Genomic DNA, 22481 nt, shown 5'->3' with positions numbered 1-22481 from the left:
GGACATGATTGAAGTAGCCGGACTGACCAAACAGTACAAGTCTGTCCGCGCCGTCGATGACCTCACCTTCCAGGTGGAGCCGGGCCAAGTGACCGGCTTTCTGGGGCCCAACGGCGCTGGAAAATCAACGACGATGCGCATGATCCTGGGCTTGGACAAGCCCACCGCTGGCACCGCTCTGGTGCACGGCAAGCGCTACCGCGAGCTGAAGAACCCGCTGCGTGAGGTGGGCGCGCTTCTCGACGCCAAAGCGGTCCACGCCAACCGCACCGCTGCCAACCACCTGTTGTGGATGGCGCAGGCCAACGGTATCCCTACCTCCCGCGTCGATGAGGTGCTGGGCCTGGTGGGGCTGGCTGATGTTGCTGGCAAGAAGGCCGGCGGCTTCTCCCTCGGTATGGGCCAGCGCCTCGGCCTGGCTGCCGCACTGCTGGGGGATCCGGGCGTGCTGATCCTGGACGAGCCGGTCAACGGCTTGGATCCGGAAGGTATTCGCTGGGTGCGCTCGCTCGTGCGGGCGCTGGCGGCAGAAGGCCGCACGGTGCTCATCTCCTCCCACCTGCTGGCGGAGATGGCGCAGACGGCGGACCACTTGGTGGTCATTGGCCGCGGCAGGCTCTTGGCCAATCAGCGCACCTATGACTTTGTGAAGGAAAACTCCAGCGCTTCGGTTGTGGTGCGTTCGGAGCACCTGCGCGAGTTCGGCTCGGCGCTCAAGGAGGCTGGAGTGACCTTCCGCGAGTCGGTCGATGAAGAGCAGCGCCCGACGCTGGTGATCCCTCACCAGACCACAGACTACGTGGGCAAGCTGGCCTATTCCACGGGAGTGCCGCTGACGGAATTGACCCTCCACCGCGCCTCACTGGAGGAGGCTTATGTGGCCATGACGGATCGCGCGGTGCAGTACCAAGCGGAGGCACCGCAGAAAGGGGCCCAGTTCTAATGTTTTTCAACACTGTTCACGCGGAGTGGACGAAGCTGCGCACGACGAAGTCCTTCTGGTGGACCACCGCGCTCATCTTCCTCATCGTGACCGGCTGGACGCTGCTGAACTCGCTCAACGCGGGGGAGGCGGTGCTCGGCATTAGCCCGCTGCAGCCGATGAGCCTGGCCTCCGTCCTCCTGCTCATGGGCGTGCCGATCATGATGATCCAGGGCGCGATGATGGTGACCACGGAGTACCGCTACAAGACGCAATCCCTCACCTTCTTGGCCAACCCGAATCGCTGGAGCGTGGCCTGCGCCAAACTGGTGGTGTACGGCGTGATTGCGGCTGTCATCGCCTTCTTGGGATTGGTGTACATCTTCGTGTTGGCGGATCTCACGGCAAACGAATCCGCGGCGGAGGCCTTCCAGCCTTTCTCCAGCGACGACGGCAAGCACATGCTGTGGGCCTTCCCCATCGCGGCCTTTGGCGCGGTGCTCTTCGTGCAGGGGCTGGGTCTGCTGCTACGGCAGACCGCCGGCACGGTGGCGATTTCCCTCATCTTGTACATGGGCCTGGAAAACTTGGTGCGTTTGCTCCCGGTAGTGGGAGATAAGATCATCCACTTCATGCCGTTTACTGCTTTCCAGAACTGGGCGTTGGACTACGTGGATGAGAACGCCCCGTGGAGCTCGATTGGCTTTGAGGCCCTCGTCTTCTTCGGCTGGGCTGGTGTGCTGTGGATCCTGGGCGTTATCGTGCTGGAGCAGCGCGACGCGTGATCCCTTTTCCGCTTCTGGCGACGTTGGCGCTGTTGTCCGCAACAGCGCCCTTCGCTACTGATATGTACCTGCCGGTGATGCCGGAGATCGTCGCCGATCTGGGCACCACCCGGGCCATGGTGCAGCTGACCATTTCGGGCTTCTTCGTCGGCATGGGCATGGGCCAACTCGTCATGGGCCCGCTGTCTGATGCCATCGGGCGCAAGCGCCTCCTTGTCGCCGGCGCCTTTCTCGCTCTGCTGGCTTCCGTGTTAGCGGCGATGGCCCCGACGGCCTCGGTGCTCGTCGTGGCCCGCGTGCTGCAGGGCCTCGGCGGCGGTGCGTGCGTGGTGCTCTCCCGCGCGGTGGTCCCGGACCTCGTGCATGGTGCCGCGGCGGCGAAAGCCTATTCACTGCTCATGGCGCTCCAAGGTATCGCTCCTGCGGTAGCCCCGGTACTGGGCGGCATCCTGGCGGAGCCGCTGGGCTGGCGCGGCATTTTTTGGGTGCTTGCCGGGCTGCATGCGGTGCAGTTGGTCCTGGCCATCGCTATCGTCCCGGAAACTGCGGGCGGCCGCTCTCGCGATGGGTTGCTGCGCACGGTGGCGGGCAATTACTGGGCGGTGCTGACTAACGCCCGGGTCTGGGGCTACCTGGTGACCATGGCCTTCGGCTTCTGCTCGATGTTTTGTTACATCTCCGCCTCGGCCTTCGTGGTGCAAGAACAGTGGGGCTTTTCACCGCTGGGCTATTCGCTGATCTTCGGCATCAACTCCGTGGGCCTCTTTGCGGCCACGCTGGTGAATTCGCGGGCGATGGATTCGGTCTCCCCGGCGGTCATGTTGCGCATCGGCGTGACCGGTGTCTTTGTCTGCGGGGTGCTCCTCCTGCTGGCGGTACTGCTCGGCGCCCCGGTGTGGGTCTGCCTCATTGTGCTTTTTGCTTGCGTGGCACCGACCGGCTTCATTATGGGCAACGCCACCGCCTTGGCCACGGGTTTGATGCGCCCGCGGGCGGGCAGCGTGTCCGCGATCATGGGCTTTGGGCAGTCCATGCTAGCCAGTGCCATCAGCCCGCTCATGGGCTGGGGCTCGAACGCCGCGCTGACCATGGCCATCGGCATGGTGTGCTGCAGCTTCATCTCGCTGTGCGGCCTCGTGGTGTCCACGCGTCTGGCTCGTGGAGCTGCGTGAAGTTCAACAGATGTGCACAACGCAGAGAGCGTTCATGCGTATTATTGGCCGCATGGCTACCCCACGTCTCGCTGAGCTTCGCCTGAGCAAGTTCAAGTCCTTCCAAGATGCTGTATTGACTCTGCATCCAGTCACTTTTCTGACTGGCCTAAACAGTTCTGGAAAGTCGAATGCTTTGGATGGGCTGGAGGTTTTGTCCCGCTTGGCATCGGGGGCAGAACTAGGAGACGCACTTGATGGGCGCATGACCCAAACCGGCCCGATCCGAGGTGGCTCTCGTGGTTGCGCCCCGCATGGCACCGAGAGCTTTGAACTGGGCTGTACCGTTGAATCTGGGACAGATACGTACCGCTATGACGTCGAGGTTCAGGTATATCCGGAGTTGCGTGTTGTCAAAGAAAGCCTCGTGGGTACCGGATATTCCGTAAAGAGCGGCACCCGCACTAGCGATGCAGAGTTGTTTAAGACCCAGCCGGCAGCAGACAACCGAGCTGGGATCTACACGTTAATTTTTAGCGGAAAGCGTGGGGCAAACCCCACCACACTCTTGCGTGACTCTCGCCTTATCTTGGGACAGATTAAAGCGGTGCTTGCGGGAAAGAACCGTGCAGAGAATTCAGTGTTGAAAGGGGCGTCGATTGTGTCCATGGCGCTTCGATCAGTGTTTCACCTCGATCCAGTCCCCAGCCTTATGCGGGATTACGTTCCAAGGAAGAGCACGCAGCTGAAGCGTAGCGGTGAGAACCTCTCGGCGGTGCTGTGGCAGTTGCACAAGGATTCCCCCAAGACTTTCCAAGAGCTAGGGCAGCTGGCCGCTCACGTGACTGGAGTGGATTCCACACTGGACTTTATTGACTCCCCGTTGGACGAAGTCATGCTGACCCTCGTGGAACACTTCGAAGATGGAAAGCAAGAAAGAACGCCTGCTCGTGAAATGAGCGATGGTCTCCTCCGATTCCTCGCAATTGCAACGGCGCTTAAAACTGCGCCCAAGGACTTGGATATCGAACAGCCACTTGAACTTGGTGATGACGTAGAGAACCCAGTAGCTCAAATTGTCGTCGAAGAAATGGAAAACGGGCTCCACCCTTCGCAGGCGCAAAGAGTTATGCAGATGCTTAGCGAATCCGCACGCAAACATGACTCGCAGGTTCTTGTCACGACCCACAGTCCTGCCATCTTGGACCAGATTTCTGGGGAGAAAAACGGTCAGGTAGCAGTGTGCTACCGGGATAGCAGAACCGGGCAAAGCGAGCTCTCGCCTTTGGTGGAGTTACCGGATTTCGTGGAATCCATTTCCAAGCACAGCTTGGGTGCTGCGGTCACCGCTGGTGAATTAGTCGATGACACCGAAACGCAGACTAGTTTCGAGAACATGAATCGGCTTTTTGGGATCGGCTGATGCGCGTTTACTTCATCGATACCTCTGTGTTGGATAACCTGCTTGCGATCCCTCACAAATGCCAAGCTAAAGAACAAGCCAAAATCGATTTTGCGGAACGCCAAAGTGAGAACGCGAAGTTCATCCTGCCGATTACCGCGGTGATTGAAACCGGAAATCACATTGCGCAGCTTCCGCAGGGCGACGTGAGGCGCAATATTGCGGAAAAATTTTCCCAGATGCTAGAGCTGACCGCCCATCAACAAGCCCCATGGATCCTGCATGACTTTCAGTGGAACAAGGAGTTCATCACCGAGCTCGTCTCAAGGCACCGTGCGGGTCTATCAATGGTGGATATGATGACTCAGCAGGTTGGTGGCGGCGACCTTTGTATTCTGACTGAGCGCGAGCTGTATAAGCGCGCCACCGGAATTACCGCAGAAGTGTGGACATACGATGCGGCGCTGGGTGCATATTCTGGATAGGTCATGCCCAATCAAGGGCGAGGCAAATCGAGCTCGCGGGCGTGCTCCTACTGCAGCGCTGAAGTCAGGCGCATGACGTTGTCCACGTAGCGGCGCAGCACGCCGCGCTCGTTCCACTCTTCGAGGGTGAGCTCGTGGCAGACCTTCTTGTAATTGGTGGCCAGCTGGGTGAAATCCTCGATGAGGTCGCCCTTGGCCACCAGCATGGTCGATTCATAGTTGAGGCCGAAGGAGCGCATATCCATGTTGGAAGACCCGAACATGCACAGCGGTTCGCGCTCCGGCAGGCCCGGGTCCGCCAGGATGAACTTGGAGTGCAGCACGAAGGGCTCGGGGAATTGGAAGATCCGTACGCCGGCCTCCAGGAGCGCCTGGTAGTAGGAGGACTGCGCGTGGTGGACCATGAACTGGTCCGCCTTCGCGGACACTAGGAGCTCCACTTCGACGTCGCGGTAGCAGGCGGTGGTCACCGCCTCCAAGAGGGACTCATCCGGGATGAAGTAGGGCGAGCAGAGGATGAGCTTTTCCTTCGCGTGGTGCACCACCGAATTGAACATGCGCAGGTTGGGTTCCGTGGTGTAGCCGGGGCCGGAGGGGACCAACTGGAGGTGGTTGGAGTCCGCCGTCATAGCGTCGTCATAGGGCTGCATGTCCAAGGACAGCTGCTCCTCTGATTCCAGATACCAATCCACCGCGAACACCGCGGCGAGCGAAGTGACCACCGGTCCGGTCATTTCGACCATGTAGTCGATCCATGCGCGGTCCTTGGTCTTGTACTCGCGCTTGATCATGTTCATCGAGCCCAAGAAGCCAGTATGGCCATCGATGACCACGATCTTGCGGTGATTGCGCAGATCCGGGCGGCGGAAGCGGCCCTTGTGCAGCTGCAGCGGAAGCATGAGCCGCCAGTCGACGTCAATCTCGGTGAGGCGCTTGCCCAGCGTGAAGTAGCCCTTGTACTTCAGGCTGCCGATCTGATCGAGCAGCAGCTTGACCTCCACGCCGCGCTCGCGGGCGCGCGCCAGGGACTGGAAGAAAACATCGGTCACCTCATCCCAAGACTGGATGTAGATCTCAATGAGCACGTATTTCTCAGCCCGGTCCACGGCCCGCGCCATGGCCAAGATGGCCTCCTCATAGGAGGCGTGGAGGCCCTTGTTGTGCCCGATGAGGGCCGGGTGCCCGGTGAGGTTGCGGTTGAGCTGGATGAGGGATTCCACCTCCGGGGAAAGCCGGCCGGAGGGATGGTTGGGGGTGGAGGCGGTGACGTCGTTTAGCAGCGCATTGGCTTCTTGCTGGATGCGGTGGCGGCGGCGGTTGATGTAGGGCGAACCCATGAGCAAGAACAGCGGCAGCCCCACGATGGGAAGTACAAGAATGGCCAGCAGCCAGGCGGTAGAGCTGGAGGGGCGGCGGCCCTCGGGGACCACGCCGATGGCGATGATCTTGATGCCGTAGTCAATAACCAGCAGCACGAGCTGCCAGACGGAGAGATCGACGTTCACGTTCATGGCAGGCTAGCGCACCGACGCGAAATCGGGGACATCGAAATCTGCGATCAGCGGCACGTGGTCGGAAGTCTTGTCACCGGCGCGCTCCACCATGTCCACCTGGGCGCCCTGGACGAGGCGCGCTAGTGGCTCGCTGGCTAGCTGGAAGTCGATGCGCATGCCCTCGTTCTTCTGGAAGCGCAGGGACTTGTAATCAAAGTAAGTCCAGCGCTCCTCTTCGGTGAAACGGCGCGTAACCTCCTGCAGCCCGGCCTCCTGAAGCATCTGGAAAGCCGCGCGCTCGGGCTCGGTAACGTGCGTCTTGCCGCGGAAAAGAGAGATGTCCCAGACGTCCTCATCCCGTGGAGCAATGTTGAAATCGCCCGTGAGCAGTAGTTTCGATTGCGCGCGGGTTTCCACATAGCGCGCCAAGGAGTAGAGAAAGTCCAGCTTGTAATCGAAGTGCCGGTCCGTAATCTCGCGCCCGTTGGGAACATAGAGGGACCAGATCTCAATCCCGCGGATGCGGGCTGAGACCGCCCGGGCCTCGCGCTTTTGCTCCTTGGCGGGGTCCTTGTGGAAACCCGGCTGAGCAGGGAAGAAGGTCTGGACCTCCTCCGGTTCTTCCTTGGATAGGATGGCCACGCCATTCCACTGGTTCAGGCCGTGGCAGGTGACGTGGTAGCCGGCCTCCTCGAAAGGCTCGCGGGGGAACTTCGCATCCGCCACCTTGGTTTCTTGCAGGCAGAGCACGTCGATGTCGTGTTTGGCCAGCAAGTCCACCGCGCGCTGGGCGCGGGTGCGGACGGAGTTGATGTTCCAGGTAGCGATGCGCATGTGGTTTAGGGTACTTGAGGCAGGCGGCGGGCGTAACGGTGGCGGTGCTGCTCGAGGAAGCCGAGCATCTCATAGAGCCGAATCCCGGCCGTGTTACCCGCCACGACCTGCAGGTAGGCTTTCTCAGCACCCTGGGCTTTGCCCCAGGCCAGCATGTGCGCGCCCAGCGCGGTGCCCAGTCCCTTACGGCGCCAACCTTCGGCGACCTCCACGGCGGAGTAGCCCAGCCACACGGTGCCGTCACCGGATTCCGTCAGCGTGCCCCGCGTAATCGCGATGGTCTCACCCGTCGGGGCGAGCAGGCGCCCAAAGCCCATCGTCCCGTCGATGCGGCTGCGCAGGTACTCCAGGGCCAACGGCGGCAGGGCCTGACCACGGAAGTGGTAGAGGTCGAGCCACTCGGAATCGGGCTGCTCGTCGATGCGGAAGCTGACGTCCCCCGGGGCAGGGAGCTCCGCCAAATCGCGCACCATCACGAGGATCTCCGGTTCGAGCTCCCACGCTTCGGGTTCTGCTGCCAGCAGCTTCTCCGCGGAGGCACCGATGCGCTCCGGAATGGCCAGGCACACGGGCAGCTCGTGGCGGGCATAAAACGCTTCGATCTCCTCCATCGGCACCGGGAGGAAACCCGCAGAAGGGCCGAGCGGGATCGCCGAGTTGGAGCGGCCGGTCACGCCGTCGCCGGCGCGCATGAGCCACTGGCCATCTGAGGTCCACGTGTGCTCCTTGCCGGGGAAGGCCGCCGCGGTGGCCACCTCGACGGCCCGGATATCGGAGTTGCGAACCGTGCGCGGCGAGAGGCGCTTAATAATCTTGAGCTGCTCCGGCGGAATCTCCACCGCGTCGAGCGAAGACGGGTAGCCGCCGACCTCTTGCGGCCGGATGAGCAGCGGATCCAGGCTGAGCACGTGGCCGATGACATCGCTGTACACGCCGTCGAAATCGCGCCGGGCCACGACGCGCTCGCCCACGGAGACGTCATCGGAGCGGAAGATGCGGGACATTAGTCGTCGTGCCCGAAGGGGTCCTCGTCCTCGCCCGGCAGCCAGGTAAGCCCGGCCTCGGTCCACCCGTTGCGCTTGATGACCTTCTTGGCCTGGCGCTTGTAGCGGCCGGTGAGCACGTCGGTGTAGACAAAGCCGTCAAGGTGGCCGGTTTCGTGCTGCAGCATGCGCGCGAAGAAGCCGTAGCCTTCGATGGAGATGTCCTCGCCCTTCTCGTTCTTGCCGGTCACGCGGGCCCAGTCGGCGCGGCCGGTGGGGAAACCCTCGCCGGGGACGGAGAGGCAGCCTTCGTCCTCGGAGCCGTCGTCAGCCGGCATGGTCTCCGGGATCTCTGAGGTTTCCAGCACCGGGTTGATGACGCAGCCGCGGCGCATGCCGCCGTCGGGAAGCTCGGTGCCATTGGGACCGTCGGTGTCGGGGCAGTGGTAGACAAAGAGGCGCTTGTTCACGCCGATCTGGTTGGCGGCCAGGCCAACTCCGTGCGCGGCGTCCATGGTTTCGTGCATGTCCGCGATGAGCTCCTGCAGCTCGGGGGAGTCGATGGCTTCGGTGACCGGCTCGGTGGGATTGTGGAGGACCGGGTCGCCGTGGATAACGATGGGACGAATAGTCATGGCATACAGTCTAAGCATGCACTCCCTGTCAGACCTAGACGCCGCGATTTTGGAGTTCGAGTCCCACGCCCCGCGCGATATCGGCGCCAAGGAGGAGGCCATCCGCACGCAGCTGGACATCACTCCGGTGCGCTATCACCAGCGCCTCAACGTGCTCCTGGATGACCCCGCAGCGCACGCCTCCTACCCGCTGTTGGTCACCCGCCTGCGCCGGCTTCGCGACGTCCGCGACGACGTCCGGCGCGCCGCACGCGATAATGCCCCAGACTGAGCGAATCAGATACTAAAGTTGCCAATGTGACTAATGTGAATCCGGAAAACTCTGCCTCGTCCGCTGACCACGCGCGCCACGCCGCCGATTCTGACGCGGCTGCCGCCCCGGCCGCCGCTGCCGCTCCTGCGAGCAAGCTCCCCCTGCGCGGGCTCGCCATGGTGCTCATCGCCGTTGCCGTCATGCTCGGCATGTGGGCGCTTTATGCCATGACCTCTGATGATTCGGAGGACACCGCGCAGAACGCGCCGGCAGGCAACGATGCTGTCGTATCCGGCCCCGCGACTGGCGGCGCCGAGGGTGACGGTGCTGCCGCCGGTGGCGCGGAAGGAGAGGCGGACAAGAACCGCGAGGAGTCGGATGCTGCCGGTGCTGACGCCGAGGCTGGCGCAGACGGCGATGCTGAAGCCGAGCGTGACGCTGCCCGCGACGACAACGCTGAGGAAGGCGCTGCCGCAGGTAGCCCCGACCGAGCCCAGGCGGAGATCCCCGTCAACGTCTACAACAACTCCGGTCGCGCCAACTTCGCTGCCGATGAGGCCGAGCGCCTGAAGTCCCAGCACTTCCACATCGCCGAGGTGGGCAATATCAGCGGCGACGTCCTCGTGGCTCCGAAGACCACCGTCTACTTCCCGGAGGGGGATGCGGCCGCCGAGAGCCTCGCCAAGGAAGTTGCCGCCCAGTACTACGGTGCCAACGTGCCGGCGGAAGCGATTGCCCCGTACCCGGCCGAGCTGACCGGGGACTACACCAAGGGCGATGCCGTCGTGGTTGTCCTCGCGGTTCCTCAAGCCTAGGGAATAAAATCTTATTAAATTCATCCGCCCGACGGATAGGATGAATGGGTGAATATTCCGGAAGAGAACTTCGCCCGCTCGCCCGAGCCCACGCTGGGTGTTGAGTGGGAAGTTGCCCTCGTTGATCCAGCGACCTGGGATCTCGTGCCGCGCGGCGCTGAACTCATTGACCGCGTGCGCGCTGCTCATCCCGACATCCACCTGGAAAAGGAATTCCTCCAAAACACGGTGGAGCTGGTGACCGGGGTGTGCCGGACGGTGCCGGAGGCGATGGGGGACCTGCGGGCGTCGCTCAGCGCAGTGCGTGAGGCGGCCGACTCCTTGGGTGTGCGCCTGTGGGCCTCGGGCGGGCACCCCTTCACGGACTTTCGGAAGAACCCCGTCTCCAACAAGGAGAGCTACTCCGAAATTATCAACCGCACCCAGTATTGGGGGCAGCAGATGCTGCTGTGGGGCACCCACGTGCACGTCGGCATCAGCCACGAGGACCGCGTGTGGCCCATCATTAATGCGCTGATGACGAAGTACCCTCATCTGCTGGCTATTTCCGCCTGCTCCCCGGGGTGGGAGGGGCTCGATACCGGCTATGCCTCCCACCGCACGATGCTCTACCAGCAGCTGCCCACCGCCGGCATGCCCTACCAGTTTGAAAACTGGGAGCAGTGGCAGTCCTACATGCGGGACCAGGCCATTTCGGGAGTTATCAACCACACGGGCTCGATGCACTTCGACGTCCGACCGGCCTCCAAGTGGGGCACGGTGGAGGTGCGCATTTCCGACGCCGCCTCCAACCTCCGCGAGCTCTCCGCCATCGTGGCGCTGACACACTGCCTCGTGGTGCACTATGACCGCATGATCGACGCCGGCGAAACGCTGCCCACGCTGCAGCCGTGGCACGTGGCGGAGAACAAGTGGCGCGGCGCGCGCTATGGCATGGACGCGCTGGTCATCACCTCGCGCGAGACCGATGAACGCTGGATCAAGGATGAGCTGGCGGATCTCTTGGTGGAGCTAGCCCCGTTGTCCGAAGAGCTCGGCTGCGCCCGGGAGCTGCAGCTGGTGCAGGAGATCATCGATGGCGGGGCGGGTTATGAGCGCCAGCGCCGTTTGTACCAGGAGACCGGCAGCTGGCAGAAGGTGGTTGAGGCCACTGCGGATGAGATGGAGCGGCTGGCGTAAGTACCGAACGATCAATTAAGGCCCGAAAATTGGGAGGTTTCAGGGGCTTAATTGATCGAAACGTCCCAACTGGGAAGCTGCCTCAGCTCAAAGGCGACGTTTCGATCAAATAGCCCCGCAAAACCGCCTTGGTTTTAGCCCTTAATTGATCGAAACGTCCCCCTAGCTCTCCGCGACCGCGCGCTTGCGCGGCGCAATGAAGCCCCACACGGCGTAGACCACGATGAAGGCCAAGCAGGACAGCGTCCACAGCGAGGTTGCCCACGGCTGGAAGGATTCGATTGCGTCGAGGTTGGCCGAGGACATGGTGAACCACACGGGCACCGACATGAAGGGCAGCGAGAGCACGAACAAGGCCGCCACGGAGGCAAGCCCCGCGAGCTGCTCACCGCCCTTGCCGGACACACGCGAGCTCACCGCCTGGTTAACCGAGACGAAGACCATGACGATGAAGGGGATGGTCCACACGAAGTGGTGGTACCACGAGAAGGGGGAGACCAGGCAGGTGCTCAGGCCCGTCAGAGCGAAGGCCGCCGAGCGGTTGCCGCGCAGGTAGGCGGTGCGCAGCGCCAGGCAGGTCAGCGCGAAGACCACGATGACCGCCAGGATCCACCAGATGCCGCCGTCGATGCCGAGCTCGCGGAACATGAGCGAGCGCAGCGACTTCGCCCCGGGGTTGGCATGCTCGCCCACACGCGATGAGTTGAACATGGCATCGGTCCAGAACACCATCGCATCAGGAACGAAGAGGAATCCGAGCCCCACCGTGACGAGGAAGGTGATCACCGCGCCCGCGGCGGCCCACCAGCGCTTCTCAAAGAGCAGAGCTAGGCCCATGTACGCCGGGGTCAGCTTGATTCCGGCCGCCAGGCCAATGCCCACGCCCGGCAGGCGGCGCTTGATAGGCAGGAAGTCAAAGGCCACGAGCAACATGAGGAAGACGTTGACCTGCCCGTAGTACAGCGACCCGTGCATGGTCTCATTCGCCGGGGTCAGCGCGGTAAGCAGCACCGCGATGAGGACGGCCGCCGGGGTCATCTTCACGCCCCGCTCGCGGAAGATCATGACGATGATGGCCAGCACAGCCAAGAACATGAGCGAAGGCCAGATAATGGTCAGCGCGTCCTTGCTGAAGAACGGCAAGACCTTGAACAACAGGCCCGCAAAGGGTGGGTAAGTGAAAGGGAATTCAAAGATATAGGGGGCGTCGTACAGCAGGCCACCGGCGTTGAGATCCTCGCCAGCCATGCGATAGATGGCGAGGTCAAAGGGGAGGATGAAGGTGAAGGCCTTGTGGCCATCGAACTGGATGATCTTGTACACCATCACCGCGATGCCCAGTGCGAGGACAGCACACATCGTTGGTACGCCTTGCAGCTTCTTCACGTCGACTCTCCTCGCCTGACCACCTATTAGTGCCTTTTGCAGCCTATATTATTGTCCCCGCATTTCCCGGCAGAAAGGTACCGTGTCCTTACTTTCGGCGCATCGAACGCGCGGCCGGGCTCTCGTTGCGTGTCATCGATTCCGGGGGACCGTACAGGCCCTCGCGGCGGGCGATACGCGTGGTTCTCTGCGCGGTCACCGGGCTGGTGATCATGGCGAAGAGAACGAGCAAGACGAGGATTCCCAGGTCGCCCCTCTCGGCCACGCTGAAGTCCTCGGAGCCCGTCACCTTGATGATCGCGCCCACGATGGTGAAGATCAGCCCTGTGGTCTGTGGTTTGGCGATGGCATGCACGCGCGCCATCGTGTCCTGAAAGCGCGCCACGCCAATTGCGGCAGCCAAGATGAGGATGGAGCCGACGAGGATGAGGATGATGGAGAGGACATCGGCAATCAGTGCGTAACTCATGAATCCCTCTTCCTAAAGCGGGTGACAGAGACCGTCGAAATGAACCCGAGGAGCGCCACGACGATCATCGCGTTGGAGACCGTCGTGTCCAGTGTCCAGCAGATATAGGTGGCCAGGGCGCATTGGAACATGGCCACGAGTCCGTCCATGGCGATGAGGCGGTCGAGCGAGTTGGGGCCGATGACGATGCGCCACGTGGTGATGAGGAATGCCACCACGAGGAAGCCGGCGGCCACGGTGAGCAGGATGTTATACAGGTCCGTATCCATCAGGGGTGGCTCCTTTCAAAGATGGCAATCATATCGGCCTCGAGCTTGCGTACGGCCGCGATTTCGCGTTCCAGGTCCTCTTCGGAATCGGCGTTCAGCAGGTGGATGGTCAACATGCGGTTGGCAATGTCGATATCGGAGACCGTGCCGCCGGGCTGCAGGTTGTACAGGCTGACCGCCAGCGAGAGAATGAACTCGTTCTCCACTCGCATCGGCAGCTTCACAATCGCCGTCTTCGGCACCGGCTGCGGGCGCACCGCCAGCCAGCCGACCATGATGGAGGCCTCCATGAGCTCTATAAACCACTGCGCCATGAAGACGAGCAGTTTGCCCCAGCTCACCGAAATCCCCGCCACGGGCATGGCCGGCAGCGGCAGCGCAAAGACGATGACGAGGCTGACGAGCAGGCCACCCACCAGGTTCGCTACGGTAACTTCGCCCATGAGCATGCACCACATGACGACGATCCACACCATGAACCATGGCCGGAAGCGGTGCTTAATACCGGAGAATCTCATCGCGACACCTCCTTTTCATCATCGTCCACGGTCGTGGGGAGTGTAGCCGTCGTGCTTGGCGACGTCCTCGTGGTCGGCGCCACCGGTTCCGGATCCGGGAGGGGCTCGCTGCGGTTCTTTCGCGAATCCGCGCCCTCCTCGTAGCGCTCAGCGGGGTCTAAGTGGCGCGTCGGGTCCTCGGCGGAATCACCCAGGACGGCATAACGGTAGATGGAATCATCCTGCGCCGAGGTGGCCGCGCGGGTGGTGACACCGGAGATGGGGCCCGCCAGGAAGGACATCGATACCGAGGCGATGACGAGTAGGGAAGTAGAGGCCAGCATGCCGAAGGGCACGCGGCCGACGTCATCGCGCTCTTCCAATTCGACGTACTCGGTGACTTCTCCCAGTGGGGAAGGCCGCACCATGGCGAGGTTGCCCTCGGGCGCATCGCCGCGGTCGCGCAGGAATCCCTTGGCCCACACGAGGATCATGACGTAGAGGGTCAGCAGGGAGGTGACCACCGCGCCGCCGATGAGAACCCAGGACAGCCAGGAACCTTCATTCGCGCCGGCTTGGAGCAGCATGATCTTGCCCAGGAAGCCGGAGAAGGGCGGGATACCGCCCAGGTTCATGGCCGGGATGAAGTACAGGATGGCGATGATCGGCGCGGTGTAGATCAACGAGCCCAAGCGCCGCAGCGAGGAGGTGCCGGCTTGGCGCTCGATGAGGCCCACCACCAGGAACAGCGCGGTCTGCACCAGAATGTGGTGCACCGCGTAGAAGATGGCGCCCGACAAGCCCTGCGCGGTTCCGAGGGCGACGCCGAAGATCATATAGCCGATGTGGCTGACCAGTGTGAAGGACAGCAATCGCTTGATATCCGATTGGGCGATAGCGCCCAAAATACCCACGAGCATCGTGGCCAGTGCGACCCACATGAGAAGGACGTCCAGCCCGCCATCAGTAAAGATCGAGGTGCGCGCGCGGATGATGGCGTAGACACCAACCTTGGTGAGCAGGCCCGCGAAGACGGCGGTGACCAGCGAGGGGGCGGTGGGGTAGGAGTCCGGCAGCCAGGCATCCAGCGGGAAGACGGCCGCCTTAATTCCGAAGGCGATGAGCAGCACGGAGAACACCGCGGTGCGGGTACCCGCGGGGATATCTTCCATCCGGATGCCAATCTGGGCCATGTTCATCGTGCCCACCGTGGCGTAGACATAGGCCAAAGCCAGCACGAAGATGAGCGAGGACGCCATGGAGACCATGACGTAGCCCACGCCGGCCCGCACGCGCGCCGGTGAGGCGCCGAGGGTGAGCAAAACGTAGGAGGCCACGAGGAAGATCTCGAAGCCCACGTAGAGGTTGAACAAGTCACCGGCCAGGAAGGACACGTTCACGCCCATGGTCAGCAGCATGTAGGTGGGCAGGAAAGCCGCCACCGGCTCGTCCTTCGTGCCGTCGCGCACGCCCTGTGCGATCGCGTACCACATGACGGAGAAGAGGACGATGGAGGAGGTAAAGAGCATGACCGTGGACAAACGGTCCGCCACCAACGTGATGCCCACCGGCGCGTCCCAGCCGCCCACCTGAAGGGTTTGAATGCCGGTGGTATCCGCGATGGCAATCAGAGCGGCATTCACCACGGCGAGCGTGAGCAGCGAGAAGAAAGCGATGCGGCGCTGCGCATTGGTATTGCGAGCAAAGAGCATCGCCAGCGCAGCAGCCAAGGCCGGGATGATGATCGGCAGGGGGATCAGGTAGCTGATATACGGCAGCAACAGATCCACTAGGGGCGAGATGGTCTCACTCATCGGTCGCCTCCTTCACGGGAGCCTCGAAGAACTCGGGGCCAAACTTATCGCCTTCCTTGGTGGTGCGTCCGGTGGTCGGGTCATTAGACGCGTCGTGGTCAGGGGCGGCTGAGGCATTGCCCGGGCGCGAGGCAATCGCCGCGATGGCAGCGTCCTCGGTGTCGTCCTCAATCACGTCCGCGGAGCGGTAGCGGTATTGGCGGTAAGCCAAGGTGAGGATGAAGCCGGTCAGCGCCATCGAAATGACGATGGCCGTGAGGATCATCGCCTGGGCCAGCGGATCGGCGATCTGATCGCCGTAGGGGAGGGAGTTCCGGCCGTCGATAGGCGGCGAGCCCGCCTGGCCGCCAGCCATGAGCATGAAGAGGTTTGCGCCGTTGCCCAGCAGCAAGATGCCGAGCAGCATCTTGGTCATCGCGCGGTCGAGCAACAGGTAGACTCCGGTGCCGCAGAGCACGCCCGCAGCGAGCAGGAGCATGAGATTGGCATCCATTAGGCGTGTCCTTTCTCTGCCGTGGCAGCGGTTTCTTTTGCTTGTGTGCGGCGCGCCAGGGAGCGTGCGCGATCGCGGGCGCGTTGCTTACGCATCTCTTCTTCCTCATCGAGCTTCGCGCCCAAGGAGGACAGCACGTAGAGCGTGAGGCCAATGACGATGAGGTAGACGCCGGCGTCGAAAATCAGCGCGGACGGCAGCGACACATCACCGATGAGCGGTATGCCTACCTTCGTGTACCCAGAGGTCAGCGGCGGGTAGCCCAAGAGCATCGGGGTAATAACGGCGCTGAGGGAGAGCAGCAGGCCTACCGCCATGGTGCGGCCGCCGTCGAGAGGCAGCGCCTCTTCGAGCTCCTCGCGGCCGCCAGCCAGGTAGCGCAGGATCAGCGCGAGAGCGGCGACGAGGCCACCGGCAAAACCGCCGCCAGGGGCGTTGTGGCCACCGAAGAAGAAGTACAGGGACAGCACCATCATCGAGGGGAAGAGGATGCGGGTGCTCACGTCCACCATGAGCGAGCGGTTGAGTGCCTTCTCCGATTCCACGCCTGCAGCCAGCCAGCGGCGCCCGGTGACCTGCAAGGTCGGGCGGCGGGAGGCACGGGTAAAGCTCTGCGTGCGGAAAATCAACGAGGCAATACCCGTTGCGGCAATGACGAGCACCGTGATCTCGCCGAAGGTATCCCACGCGCGCAGGTCCACGAGCAGGACGTTGACCGTGTTGGCGCCGTGGCCAATCTCCTTGGCCAGATCCGGCATGTACTGCGAGATGGGCTCCTCGCGCCGAGCGTTGATGGCAAACATGCCCACCACGGTGACGGCAAGGCCCACGCCTACCGCCAGCCAGGCGCGCAGGCGGCCGGTTTTGGGGTCCTGCTTCCACTCGGTATTGGCCGGCATACGGCGCAGCACCAGCATGAAGAGCACCATGATGATGGTTTCCACGAGGAGCTGCGTCAGCGCCAAGTCCGGAGCGCCCTGCAGCGCAAAGATGAAGGACAAGGCGTAGCCGGTCACGCCCACCAGGATGACCCCGGAGAGGCGGTTATCCAGCACCGTGGCGGCCACGGCGGCGATGATGATGATCACCGCGGCGATGGCCTGCCAGGGGTTTTCGGCCACGATCATGCGCACGTTGGTGAGATCGCCGCGGATGAGCATGACGATGGGCAGCACCATGAGCGTGGCGAAGATGACCGTGAGGTTGTACTGCAGCGAGCCGCGCTGCGTGGAGGCGGTAATGCGCAGGGAGAGCTGGCGCAGGGAGTTGATAATGGCGTCGTAAGCATCGTCGGCAGAGCCCAATGCGGGGTAGGTGAATTGGGCCTTGGTGAGCGCCTGGCGCTGCCAGTGGAGGAGGGAACCCGCAGCGATAATGATCACGGAGAGCAGCAGCGGGATGGTCCAGCCATGCCACAGGGCGAGCTCGGAGGCGTCCTGCGCCCCAAAGGTGTTGTCCAAGTGCTGCGTGATGCCGTGGGAGAGCGGCAGCGGCAGCAGACCGAAGAAGATGGTGAGCAGGGTCAGCACTGCCGGTGGGATCCACAGGAAGGGGCCGATGTGGTGCATGTTTGCTACCGCCTCAGAGGGCTCGTCCTGGCCCTTAGAGGAGAAGGCTCCCCACAAGAAGCGCAGCGCGTAGGCCATCGTCAGCGCGGAACCGACGACGACGGTGACGAGCAGCATGTTGCGCGGCATGCCGACGAGTAGTTCCTCGTGCATGATGGCCTCGAGCGTGGCTTCCTTGGACACGAAACCCAGCAGGGGCGGGATACCGGCCATGGACATCGCGGGGAGGATGGCCAGGACGTACAGCGCGGGGTTCTTCTTGCCCAGGCCCGCAAGCTTGTCGATGTCCCTGGTTCCCGTCGAATGGTCGATAGCGCCGACGATCATGAAGAGCGCGGCCTTGAAGAGGGAGTGCGCGACGGTCAGCGCCAGTCCTGCCTGCATCGCCTCGCGGGAGCCAATGGCGATGATGGCGGTAATAAAGCCCAGCTGCGAGACGGTGCCGTAGGCCAGGATGAGCTTCAGGTCACGCTGCTTGAGCGCCATCCAGCCGCCGAGCAGCATGGTGAAAGCACCCAAGGGGAGGACCACGAGGTGCCAAGTGGGGATGTCATGCACCGAGGGGGCAAGGCGTGCGACGAGATAGATGCCGGCCTTCACCATGGCCGCGGAGTGCAGGTAGGCCGAGACCGGGGTCGGTGCGGCCATGGCACCGGGCAGCCAGAAGTGGGCTGGGGCGATGGCGGACTTGGAAAGCGCACCACAGAGAATGAGCACGATAGCCACGGTGAGGTAGGGCGTGTTGGCGAGGTCCTCGGTGGCGGCGATACTGCTGAAAGACCACGCGCCGGTCTGGCGGCCGAGGAGGGTAATACCCACCAGCATGGCGAGACCGCCCAGGACGGTGACCATGAGCGCCTGCTGCGCTGATCGACGCGACGAGGCTCGCTCGCCGTAATAGCTCACCAAGAGGAAAGACAGCAGGGAGGTGATTTCCCAGAAGACGTAGAGCAGCAGGAAATTATCGGAAATCACCAGGCCATACATGGCCGTGGCAAAGCCCACCATTTGGCTGCTGAAGAGGGCGAGGCGCCGCCGGGAGTGGTCGAAATAGCCCCAGCAATAGAGCAGGACCAGCGCGCCTACGCCCAAGATGATGAGGCTGAATAACGCGGAAAGCGCATCCATGCGGAAGCTGACATCGAGGTGCGCTGCTGGCATCCAGTTGAGGTCATAGGCCAGCTGGTTGCCGTCGCGCAGCGTGCCATCGGTCAGCCGTTGGAGCACCCAGAAGAACCCAACCGCGGGCACTATTGCCAAGAGGCCGAAGGCACGGCGGCCGAGATAGAAAATCAGGAAGGGAGCGGCGATGGTGGTTAGAACCAAGGCACAAAAGAGAGTGAGCACGAGGTTGCGGTGGCGTCCTTTCCTTGTCGGGGGACTGGGCTAAACCCACCGCACTGGCGGGCGTCTACTAGTGCTCACGATACAGTCTGAAATCCCAATTTTCACATTTTCATTTCATACAGTTATATATGCGTCTCCTGTTGGCGTTCTTCCACGTCGTCAGCGGCCCAGGTTGGAGGGGTACTGCGCCGCCCGCCCGGGATGCCCGGGCCACGGTGGGCAGCGCTGCGGTGCGCTTAGGCGAAGCGCTGCAGGAAGAGCGCCTCGGCGATGGCGATCTTTTCAATCTCGGTCGGGTCGACCGACTCGTTAGCGGAGTGGATGGTGCACTGCGGCTCCTCGACGCCGAAGAGTGCGATCTCCGCGTTCGGGTGCTTCTCCTGCAACTCCACGGTCAGCGGGATGGATCCGCCCATGCCCTGGGTGATGGTCTCCCCACCGAATGCCTCGCCGAGGCACTCGCCGAGCAGAGCCACCGCGGGCTTTGCCGGGTCGGTCTCGAATCCCAGGTTGGCCTCCAAGATGGTGACCTCGATGTGTGCGCCCCACGGGACGTGCTTCTTCAGGTGCTCGGCCACGGCCTCCGCGGTGGCGCGGGGATCCATGGTGGCGGGCGTGCGCAGGTTGATGTTGGCTTCTGCGGTGGCGGGCACAGCGTTGACGGCCTCGGCCACCGGGGTGGAAGTAAAGCCGGTGATGGTCACTGCCGGGCGGGCCCAAATCATATCCGCGATAGCGGTGGCACCGGCCGGGTCCTGCGCGCCCATGACCTCGGTGCCCTCGAGCATCTGGGCATCAGCGCGGAAGTTCTCCTCGCTGTAGGCGGTGTCCTGCCCCTCAGCCAGCGGCCAGGTGCCCTCGCAATCGACGCCGTCGATAGTCGTGCGGCCATACTCATCCGTCAGGGAATCTAGCGTGCGCATGAGCGCCTTGACGGCGTCGGGAGCCGCGCCGCCGAACTGGCCGGAGTGCACGGCCGAGTGGAGGGTGGAGACCTTGACGTTGATCTGCGAGCCGCCGCGCAGGGAGGTCGTCAGCGTCGGGACACCTACCTTGGCGTTGCCGGCATCGGCGATGAGGATGGCGTCGGCCGCGAAGAGCTCAGGGCGCTCCTCGATGAGTGCGGACAGGCCCTCGCCGCCGCGTTCCTCGGAGCCCTCAATAAGCACGGTGAGGTTGAGGTCGGTTCCACCGTTGGCGTCGAGCGCGCGCAGGGCCGCCAGGTGCATGGCGACGTTGCCCTTGCAGTCAGCGGCGCCGCGGCCGTACCAGCGGCCATCGCGCTCAGTCAGGGTGAAGGGATCAGACTCCCACGCGTCGGGGTTCCCGGCAGGAACCACGTCGTAGTGCGAGTACAGCAGCACCGTCTTCGCGCCCTCCTTGCCGGGGCGCTTGGCGACGATCGCCGTGGAACCATCAGCGGTAGGGATGGCCTCGGGGGTGAAGTTGGCGTCGACAAGCGCGGCGTGGACCCACTCCGCCGCCTTCGCGGTCTGGTCCTCTAGACCCGGCTCGTTGTGGACGGAATTGAAGGAGACGAGCTCCTTGAGCTGGTTGAAAATAGTGTCGCGGTCATTGTTCACAAACTCAGAAATCTTGGTCATGCACTCCAACCTACTCGGATCCTCAACTCGGCCTACCGGCCGCTAGGTAGTAACATATGCACGGTTCTAGTCCATATTGTTTATAAGTTCTTTTTAGAAAGGACCTGACATGGCGTCTACCACCGCCGAAGGTTCCCAGTCCACGCTCCGCGAGCTCACGCTGCGCGGCATCATCATTGGTGGGCTCATCACTCTTATCTTTACCGCCGCCAACGTGTATCTGGGCCTCAAGGTGGGCCTGACGTTTGCCACGTCCATTCCTGCCGCCGTGATTTCCATGGCGGTGCTGCGCCGTTTTGCCGGGCACAACATCAAAGAAAACAACATCGTGCAGACCATCGCCTCTGCGGCCGGCACGTTGTCCGCGATCATCTTCGTGCTCCCGGGCTTGGTCATGGTGGGCTACTGGCAGGGCTTTTCCTTCATCGATACCGCCGCGGTCTGCGCCATCGGCGGTGTGCTCGGCGTGATGTACTCCATTCCGTTGCGCCGTGCGCTGGTGACGGGCTCGGACCTGCCCTATCCGGAAGGCGTGGCCGCGGCGGAGGTCCTCAAGGTGGGCGATAGCACCGGTGAGGAGGGCGAGGCCGCCCACGAAGAGAACACGAAGGGCCTGCACGTCATCCTTTTTGGCGGCATCCTTTCTGCCGTCATGGCACTGCTGGCGGCTATGAAGGCAGCCGCCTCCGAGGTGGCCACCTACTTCAAGCTGGGCCCTGGCGCGACGACGCTGGGTAGCTCCCTCTCGCTGGCGCTGGTCGGCGTGGGTCACCTCGTGGGCTTGGCCGTGGGTATTGCCATGCTCGTCGGCGTGGTCATCTCCTACCTCATCCTGCTGCCCATCCTCACCGGTGGTGAGGGGCTGGGTGATCCGGCCACGCTCATGGACACTGTTGATTCCGTCTTCTCCGGCCGGATTCGCTTCATCGGCGTGGGAACCATGGCTATCGCCGCGATCTGGACGCTGATCAAGATCACCGGCCCAATTGCCAAGGGCATGGCTGAGTCCTTCGCCTCCTCCCGTGACCGCAAGGGCGGCCAGCAGGTAGCGGTGGAGGAGCGCGATATTCCGGCGCCCTATGTCATTGGCACCATCCTGGTCCTGATGATTCCGATTGGTCTGCTGCTGTGGAACTTCGTGCGCGGCACCGATATTCACGACCACATGGCCGTCCTCATCACGGTCTCCGTACTCTTCACCTTGCTCGTGGGCCTGATCATCGCGTCGGTGTGTGGCTACATGGCTGGCCTCATCGGTGCCTCCAACTCGCCGATTTCCTCCATCGGCATCATCGCGGTCATCGCTGCCGCGCTGATCATTGCCGCCGTGACCCGCGGGACGGACGCGGAGCCGCTGTCGCTGGTGGCCTACACGCTGTTTACTGCGGCCATTGTTTTCGGTATCGCGACTATTTCCAATGACAACCTGCAGGACCTCAAGACCGGTCAGCTGGTCGGTGCGACGCCGTGGAAGCAGCAGGTAGCGCTCATTATCGGTGTCCTCTTCGGCTCCCTGGTGATTCCGCCGATTCTGCAGGTCATGCTCACCGGCTTCGGCTTCCAGGGCATGGAAGGCGCTGGTGAGGACGCACTGGCTGCACCGCAGGCCGCGCTGATGTCTTCGGTAGCCTCCGGTATTTTCGATAACTCCCTGCCGTGGGATCTCATCGGTCTGGGCGCGGCTATTGGTGCCGTCATCATCATCGTGGACGAGTGCCTGCGCCACTTCACCGACAAGTACTCCCTGTCCCCGCTGGCCGTGGGAATGGGCATGTACCTGCCGGCAGCCATCACCATTGTGGTGCCGATCGGCGCTTTCTTGGGCTACTTCTACAACCGGTGGGCGGCCCGCCAGTCCAAGCCGGACTTTGCTAAGCGCATGGGCACGCTGCTGGCCACCGGCCTCATCGTGGGTGAGTCGCTCTTCGGCGTGGTCAATGCGGGCATCATCGCGGCGTCGGGCGGCGATTCCCCGCTGGAGATCTTCGAGGGCGGCACGGCAGCCAAGTTCGTGGGCGTCATCCTCTTCGTTGCCGGCATTGCCGCGGCGTATAAGTGGACAGCGAAGAAGGCTGCGTCTTAAGCGCGACAGAGACT

Annotated in this window: 21 protein-coding genes; 9 read left to right on the top strand and 12 right to left on the bottom strand. The window is 62.8% G+C overall.

Annotated features, from left to right (window positions below; genetic code table 11):
* Positions 1 to 4 precede the first annotated feature (4 nt).
* Genes HMPREF2993_RS03185 through HMPREF2993_RS03165 form a run of 5 tightly spaced genes read left to right on the top strand, consistent with a single transcriptional unit; the run spans position 5 to position 4745 of the window.
* Complete coding sequence (locus tag HMPREF2993_RS03185; protein WP_070511176.1) at positions 5 to 943, top strand: ABC transporter ATP-binding protein; 939 nt, start codon at positions 5 to 7, stop codon at positions 941 to 943.
* Positions 943 to 1707 carry an ABC transporter permease gene (locus HMPREF2993_RS03180; RefSeq protein WP_070511174.1) on the top strand — a complete coding sequence of 255 codons (765 nt, stop codon included), beginning with the start codon at positions 943 to 945 and terminating at the stop codon, positions 1705 to 1707. Before HMPREF2993_RS03185 ends, HMPREF2993_RS03180 begins: the two co-directional genes overlap by 1 nt.
* Entirely contained in the window at positions 1704 to 2879 is a 1176-nt protein-coding gene (locus tag HMPREF2993_RS03175; RefSeq protein ID WP_070511172.1) for a multidrug effflux MFS transporter, read from the top strand. The genes HMPREF2993_RS03180 and HMPREF2993_RS03175 overlap by 4 nt, the downstream gene beginning before the upstream one ends.
* A 34-nt stretch (positions 2880 to 2913) precedes the next feature.
* Positions 2914 to 4281 (top strand): AAA family ATPase, encoded by a 1368-nt coding sequence (locus HMPREF2993_RS03170; RefSeq protein WP_168163150.1) that lies wholly within the window; start codon positions 2914 to 2916, stop codon positions 4279 to 4281.
* Positions 4281 to 4745, top strand: coding sequence for a hypothetical protein (locus HMPREF2993_RS03165; RefSeq protein WP_070511170.1), 465 nt, complete (start codon positions 4281 to 4283; stop codon positions 4743 to 4745). Before HMPREF2993_RS03170 ends, HMPREF2993_RS03165 begins: the two co-directional genes overlap by 1 nt.
* Positions 4746 to 4792: 47 nt before the next feature.
* Here HMPREF2993_RS03165 and HMPREF2993_RS03160 read toward each other — a convergent pair whose 3' ends face one another.
* The 4 genes from HMPREF2993_RS03160 to HMPREF2993_RS03145 are packed head-to-tail and all read right to left on the bottom strand — an operon-like array spanning position 4793 to position 8690.
* On the bottom strand, positions 4793 to 6256 hold the full coding sequence (locus HMPREF2993_RS03160) for a phospholipase D-like domain-containing protein (RefSeq protein ID WP_049154686.1): 1464 nt from the start codon (positions 6254 to 6256) through the stop codon (positions 4793 to 4795).
* Positions 6257 to 6262: 6 nt separating this feature from the next.
* Positions 6263 to 7072, bottom strand: coding sequence for an exodeoxyribonuclease III (locus HMPREF2993_RS03155; protein WP_070511166.1), 810 nt, complete (start codon positions 7070 to 7072; stop codon positions 6263 to 6265).
* 5 nt (positions 7073 to 7077) lie between these two features.
* Positions 7078 to 8076, bottom strand: a complete 999-nt coding sequence (locus HMPREF2993_RS03150) for an N-acetylglutamate synthase, CG3035 family (RefSeq protein WP_070516168.1) — start codon at positions 8074 to 8076, stop codon at positions 7078 to 7080.
* Complete coding sequence (locus HMPREF2993_RS03145) at positions 8076 to 8690, bottom strand: peptide deformylase (RefSeq protein WP_070516170.1); 615 nt, start codon at positions 8688 to 8690, stop codon at positions 8076 to 8078. The genes HMPREF2993_RS03150 and HMPREF2993_RS03145 overlap by 1 nt, the downstream gene beginning before the upstream one ends.
* Before the next feature lie 16 nt (positions 8691 to 8706).
* Between HMPREF2993_RS03145 and HMPREF2993_RS03140 the strand changes: the two genes are divergently transcribed.
* From HMPREF2993_RS03140 to HMPREF2993_RS03130, 3 genes are read left to right on the top strand one after another with little or no spacing between them, the layout of a single operon-like run.
* Entirely contained in the window at positions 8707 to 8961 is a 255-nt protein-coding gene (locus HMPREF2993_RS03140; RefSeq protein ID WP_070511158.1) for a DUF3263 domain-containing protein, read from the top strand.
* Between the two features lie 26 nt (positions 8962 to 8987).
* The gene (locus HMPREF2993_RS03135) at positions 8988 to 9758 is read left to right on the top strand and encodes a LytR C-terminal domain-containing protein (RefSeq protein WP_118779488.1); all 771 of its coding nucleotides are present in this window, start codon (positions 8988 to 8990) and stop codon (positions 9756 to 9758) included.
* Positions 9759 to 9806: 48 nt separating this feature from the next.
* The gene (locus tag HMPREF2993_RS03130) at positions 9807 to 10937 is read left to right on the top strand and encodes a glutamate--cysteine ligase (protein ID WP_070700957.1); all 1131 of its coding nucleotides are present in this window, start codon (positions 9807 to 9809) and stop codon (positions 10935 to 10937) included.
* A 162-nt stretch (positions 10938 to 11099) separates the two neighbouring features.
* Here the strand turns inward: HMPREF2993_RS03130 and HMPREF2993_RS03125 are convergent, their stop codons facing one another.
* The 8 genes from HMPREF2993_RS03125 to HMPREF2993_RS03090 all read right to left on the bottom strand — a co-directional run bounded on the left by HMPREF2993_RS03125 (position 11100) and on the right by HMPREF2993_RS03090 (position 20384).
* Positions 11100 to 12323: a glycosyltransferase 87 family protein gene (locus tag HMPREF2993_RS03125; RefSeq protein WP_049154691.1), complete on the bottom strand. Its 1224-nt coding sequence runs from the start codon at positions 12321 to 12323 to the stop codon at positions 11100 to 11102.
* An 88-nt stretch (positions 12324 to 12411) separates the two neighbouring features.
* A complete protein-coding gene (locus HMPREF2993_RS03120; protein ID WP_070700955.1) occupies positions 12412 to 12792 on the bottom strand; it encodes a monovalent cation/H(+) antiporter subunit G in 381 nt (126 codons plus the stop codon).
* Positions 12789 to 13061: a monovalent cation/H+ antiporter complex subunit F gene (locus HMPREF2993_RS03115; RefSeq protein ID WP_046647179.1), complete on the bottom strand. Its 273-nt coding sequence runs from the start codon at positions 13059 to 13061 to the stop codon at positions 12789 to 12791. The genes HMPREF2993_RS03120 and HMPREF2993_RS03115 overlap by 4 nt, the downstream gene beginning before the upstream one ends.
* Complete coding sequence (locus tag HMPREF2993_RS03110) at positions 13061 to 13579, bottom strand: Na+/H+ antiporter subunit E (protein WP_070546240.1); 519 nt, start codon at positions 13577 to 13579, stop codon at positions 13061 to 13063. Before HMPREF2993_RS03110 ends, HMPREF2993_RS03115 begins: the two co-directional genes overlap by 1 nt.
* The gene (locus HMPREF2993_RS03105; protein ID WP_070700953.1) at positions 13576 to 15372 is read right to left on the bottom strand and encodes a Na+/H+ antiporter subunit D; all 1797 of its coding nucleotides are present in this window, start codon (positions 15370 to 15372) and stop codon (positions 13576 to 13578) included. Before HMPREF2993_RS03105 ends, HMPREF2993_RS03110 begins: the two co-directional genes overlap by 4 nt.
* Positions 15365 to 15865, bottom strand: coding sequence for a Na(+)/H(+) antiporter subunit C (locus HMPREF2993_RS03100; RefSeq protein WP_046647182.1), 501 nt, complete (start codon positions 15863 to 15865; stop codon positions 15365 to 15367). Before HMPREF2993_RS03100 ends, HMPREF2993_RS03105 begins: the two co-directional genes overlap by 8 nt.
* Positions 15865 to 18780: a Na+/H+ antiporter subunit A gene (locus HMPREF2993_RS03095; RefSeq protein ID WP_070700951.1), complete on the bottom strand. Its 2916-nt coding sequence runs from the start codon at positions 18778 to 18780 to the stop codon at positions 15865 to 15867. The genes HMPREF2993_RS03100 and HMPREF2993_RS03095 overlap by 1 nt, the downstream gene beginning before the upstream one ends.
* A gap of 236 nt (positions 18781 to 19016) precedes the next feature.
* On the bottom strand, positions 19017 to 20384 hold the full coding sequence (locus HMPREF2993_RS03090) for a dipeptidase (protein WP_070680044.1): 1368 nt from the start codon (positions 20382 to 20384) through the stop codon (positions 19017 to 19019).
* Between the two features lie 109 nt (positions 20385 to 20493).
* Here HMPREF2993_RS03090 and HMPREF2993_RS03085 point away from each other — a divergent pair, with 109 nt between their 5' ends.
* The gene (locus tag HMPREF2993_RS03085; RefSeq protein ID WP_049154698.1) at positions 20494 to 22467 is read left to right on the top strand and encodes an OPT family oligopeptide transporter; all 1974 of its coding nucleotides are present in this window, start codon (positions 20494 to 20496) and stop codon (positions 22465 to 22467) included.
* The last annotated feature ends 14 nt before the right edge of the window (positions 22468 to 22481 follow it).

This window comes from Corynebacterium sp. HMSC068G04 (genome assembly GCF_001814885.1).
GTDB lineage: Bacteria > Actinomycetota > Actinomycetes > Mycobacteriales > Mycobacteriaceae > Corynebacterium > Corynebacterium hiratae.
Note: the sequence above shows the minus strand (reverse complement) of the source record. Positions and strands in the feature narration are given on the sequence as shown.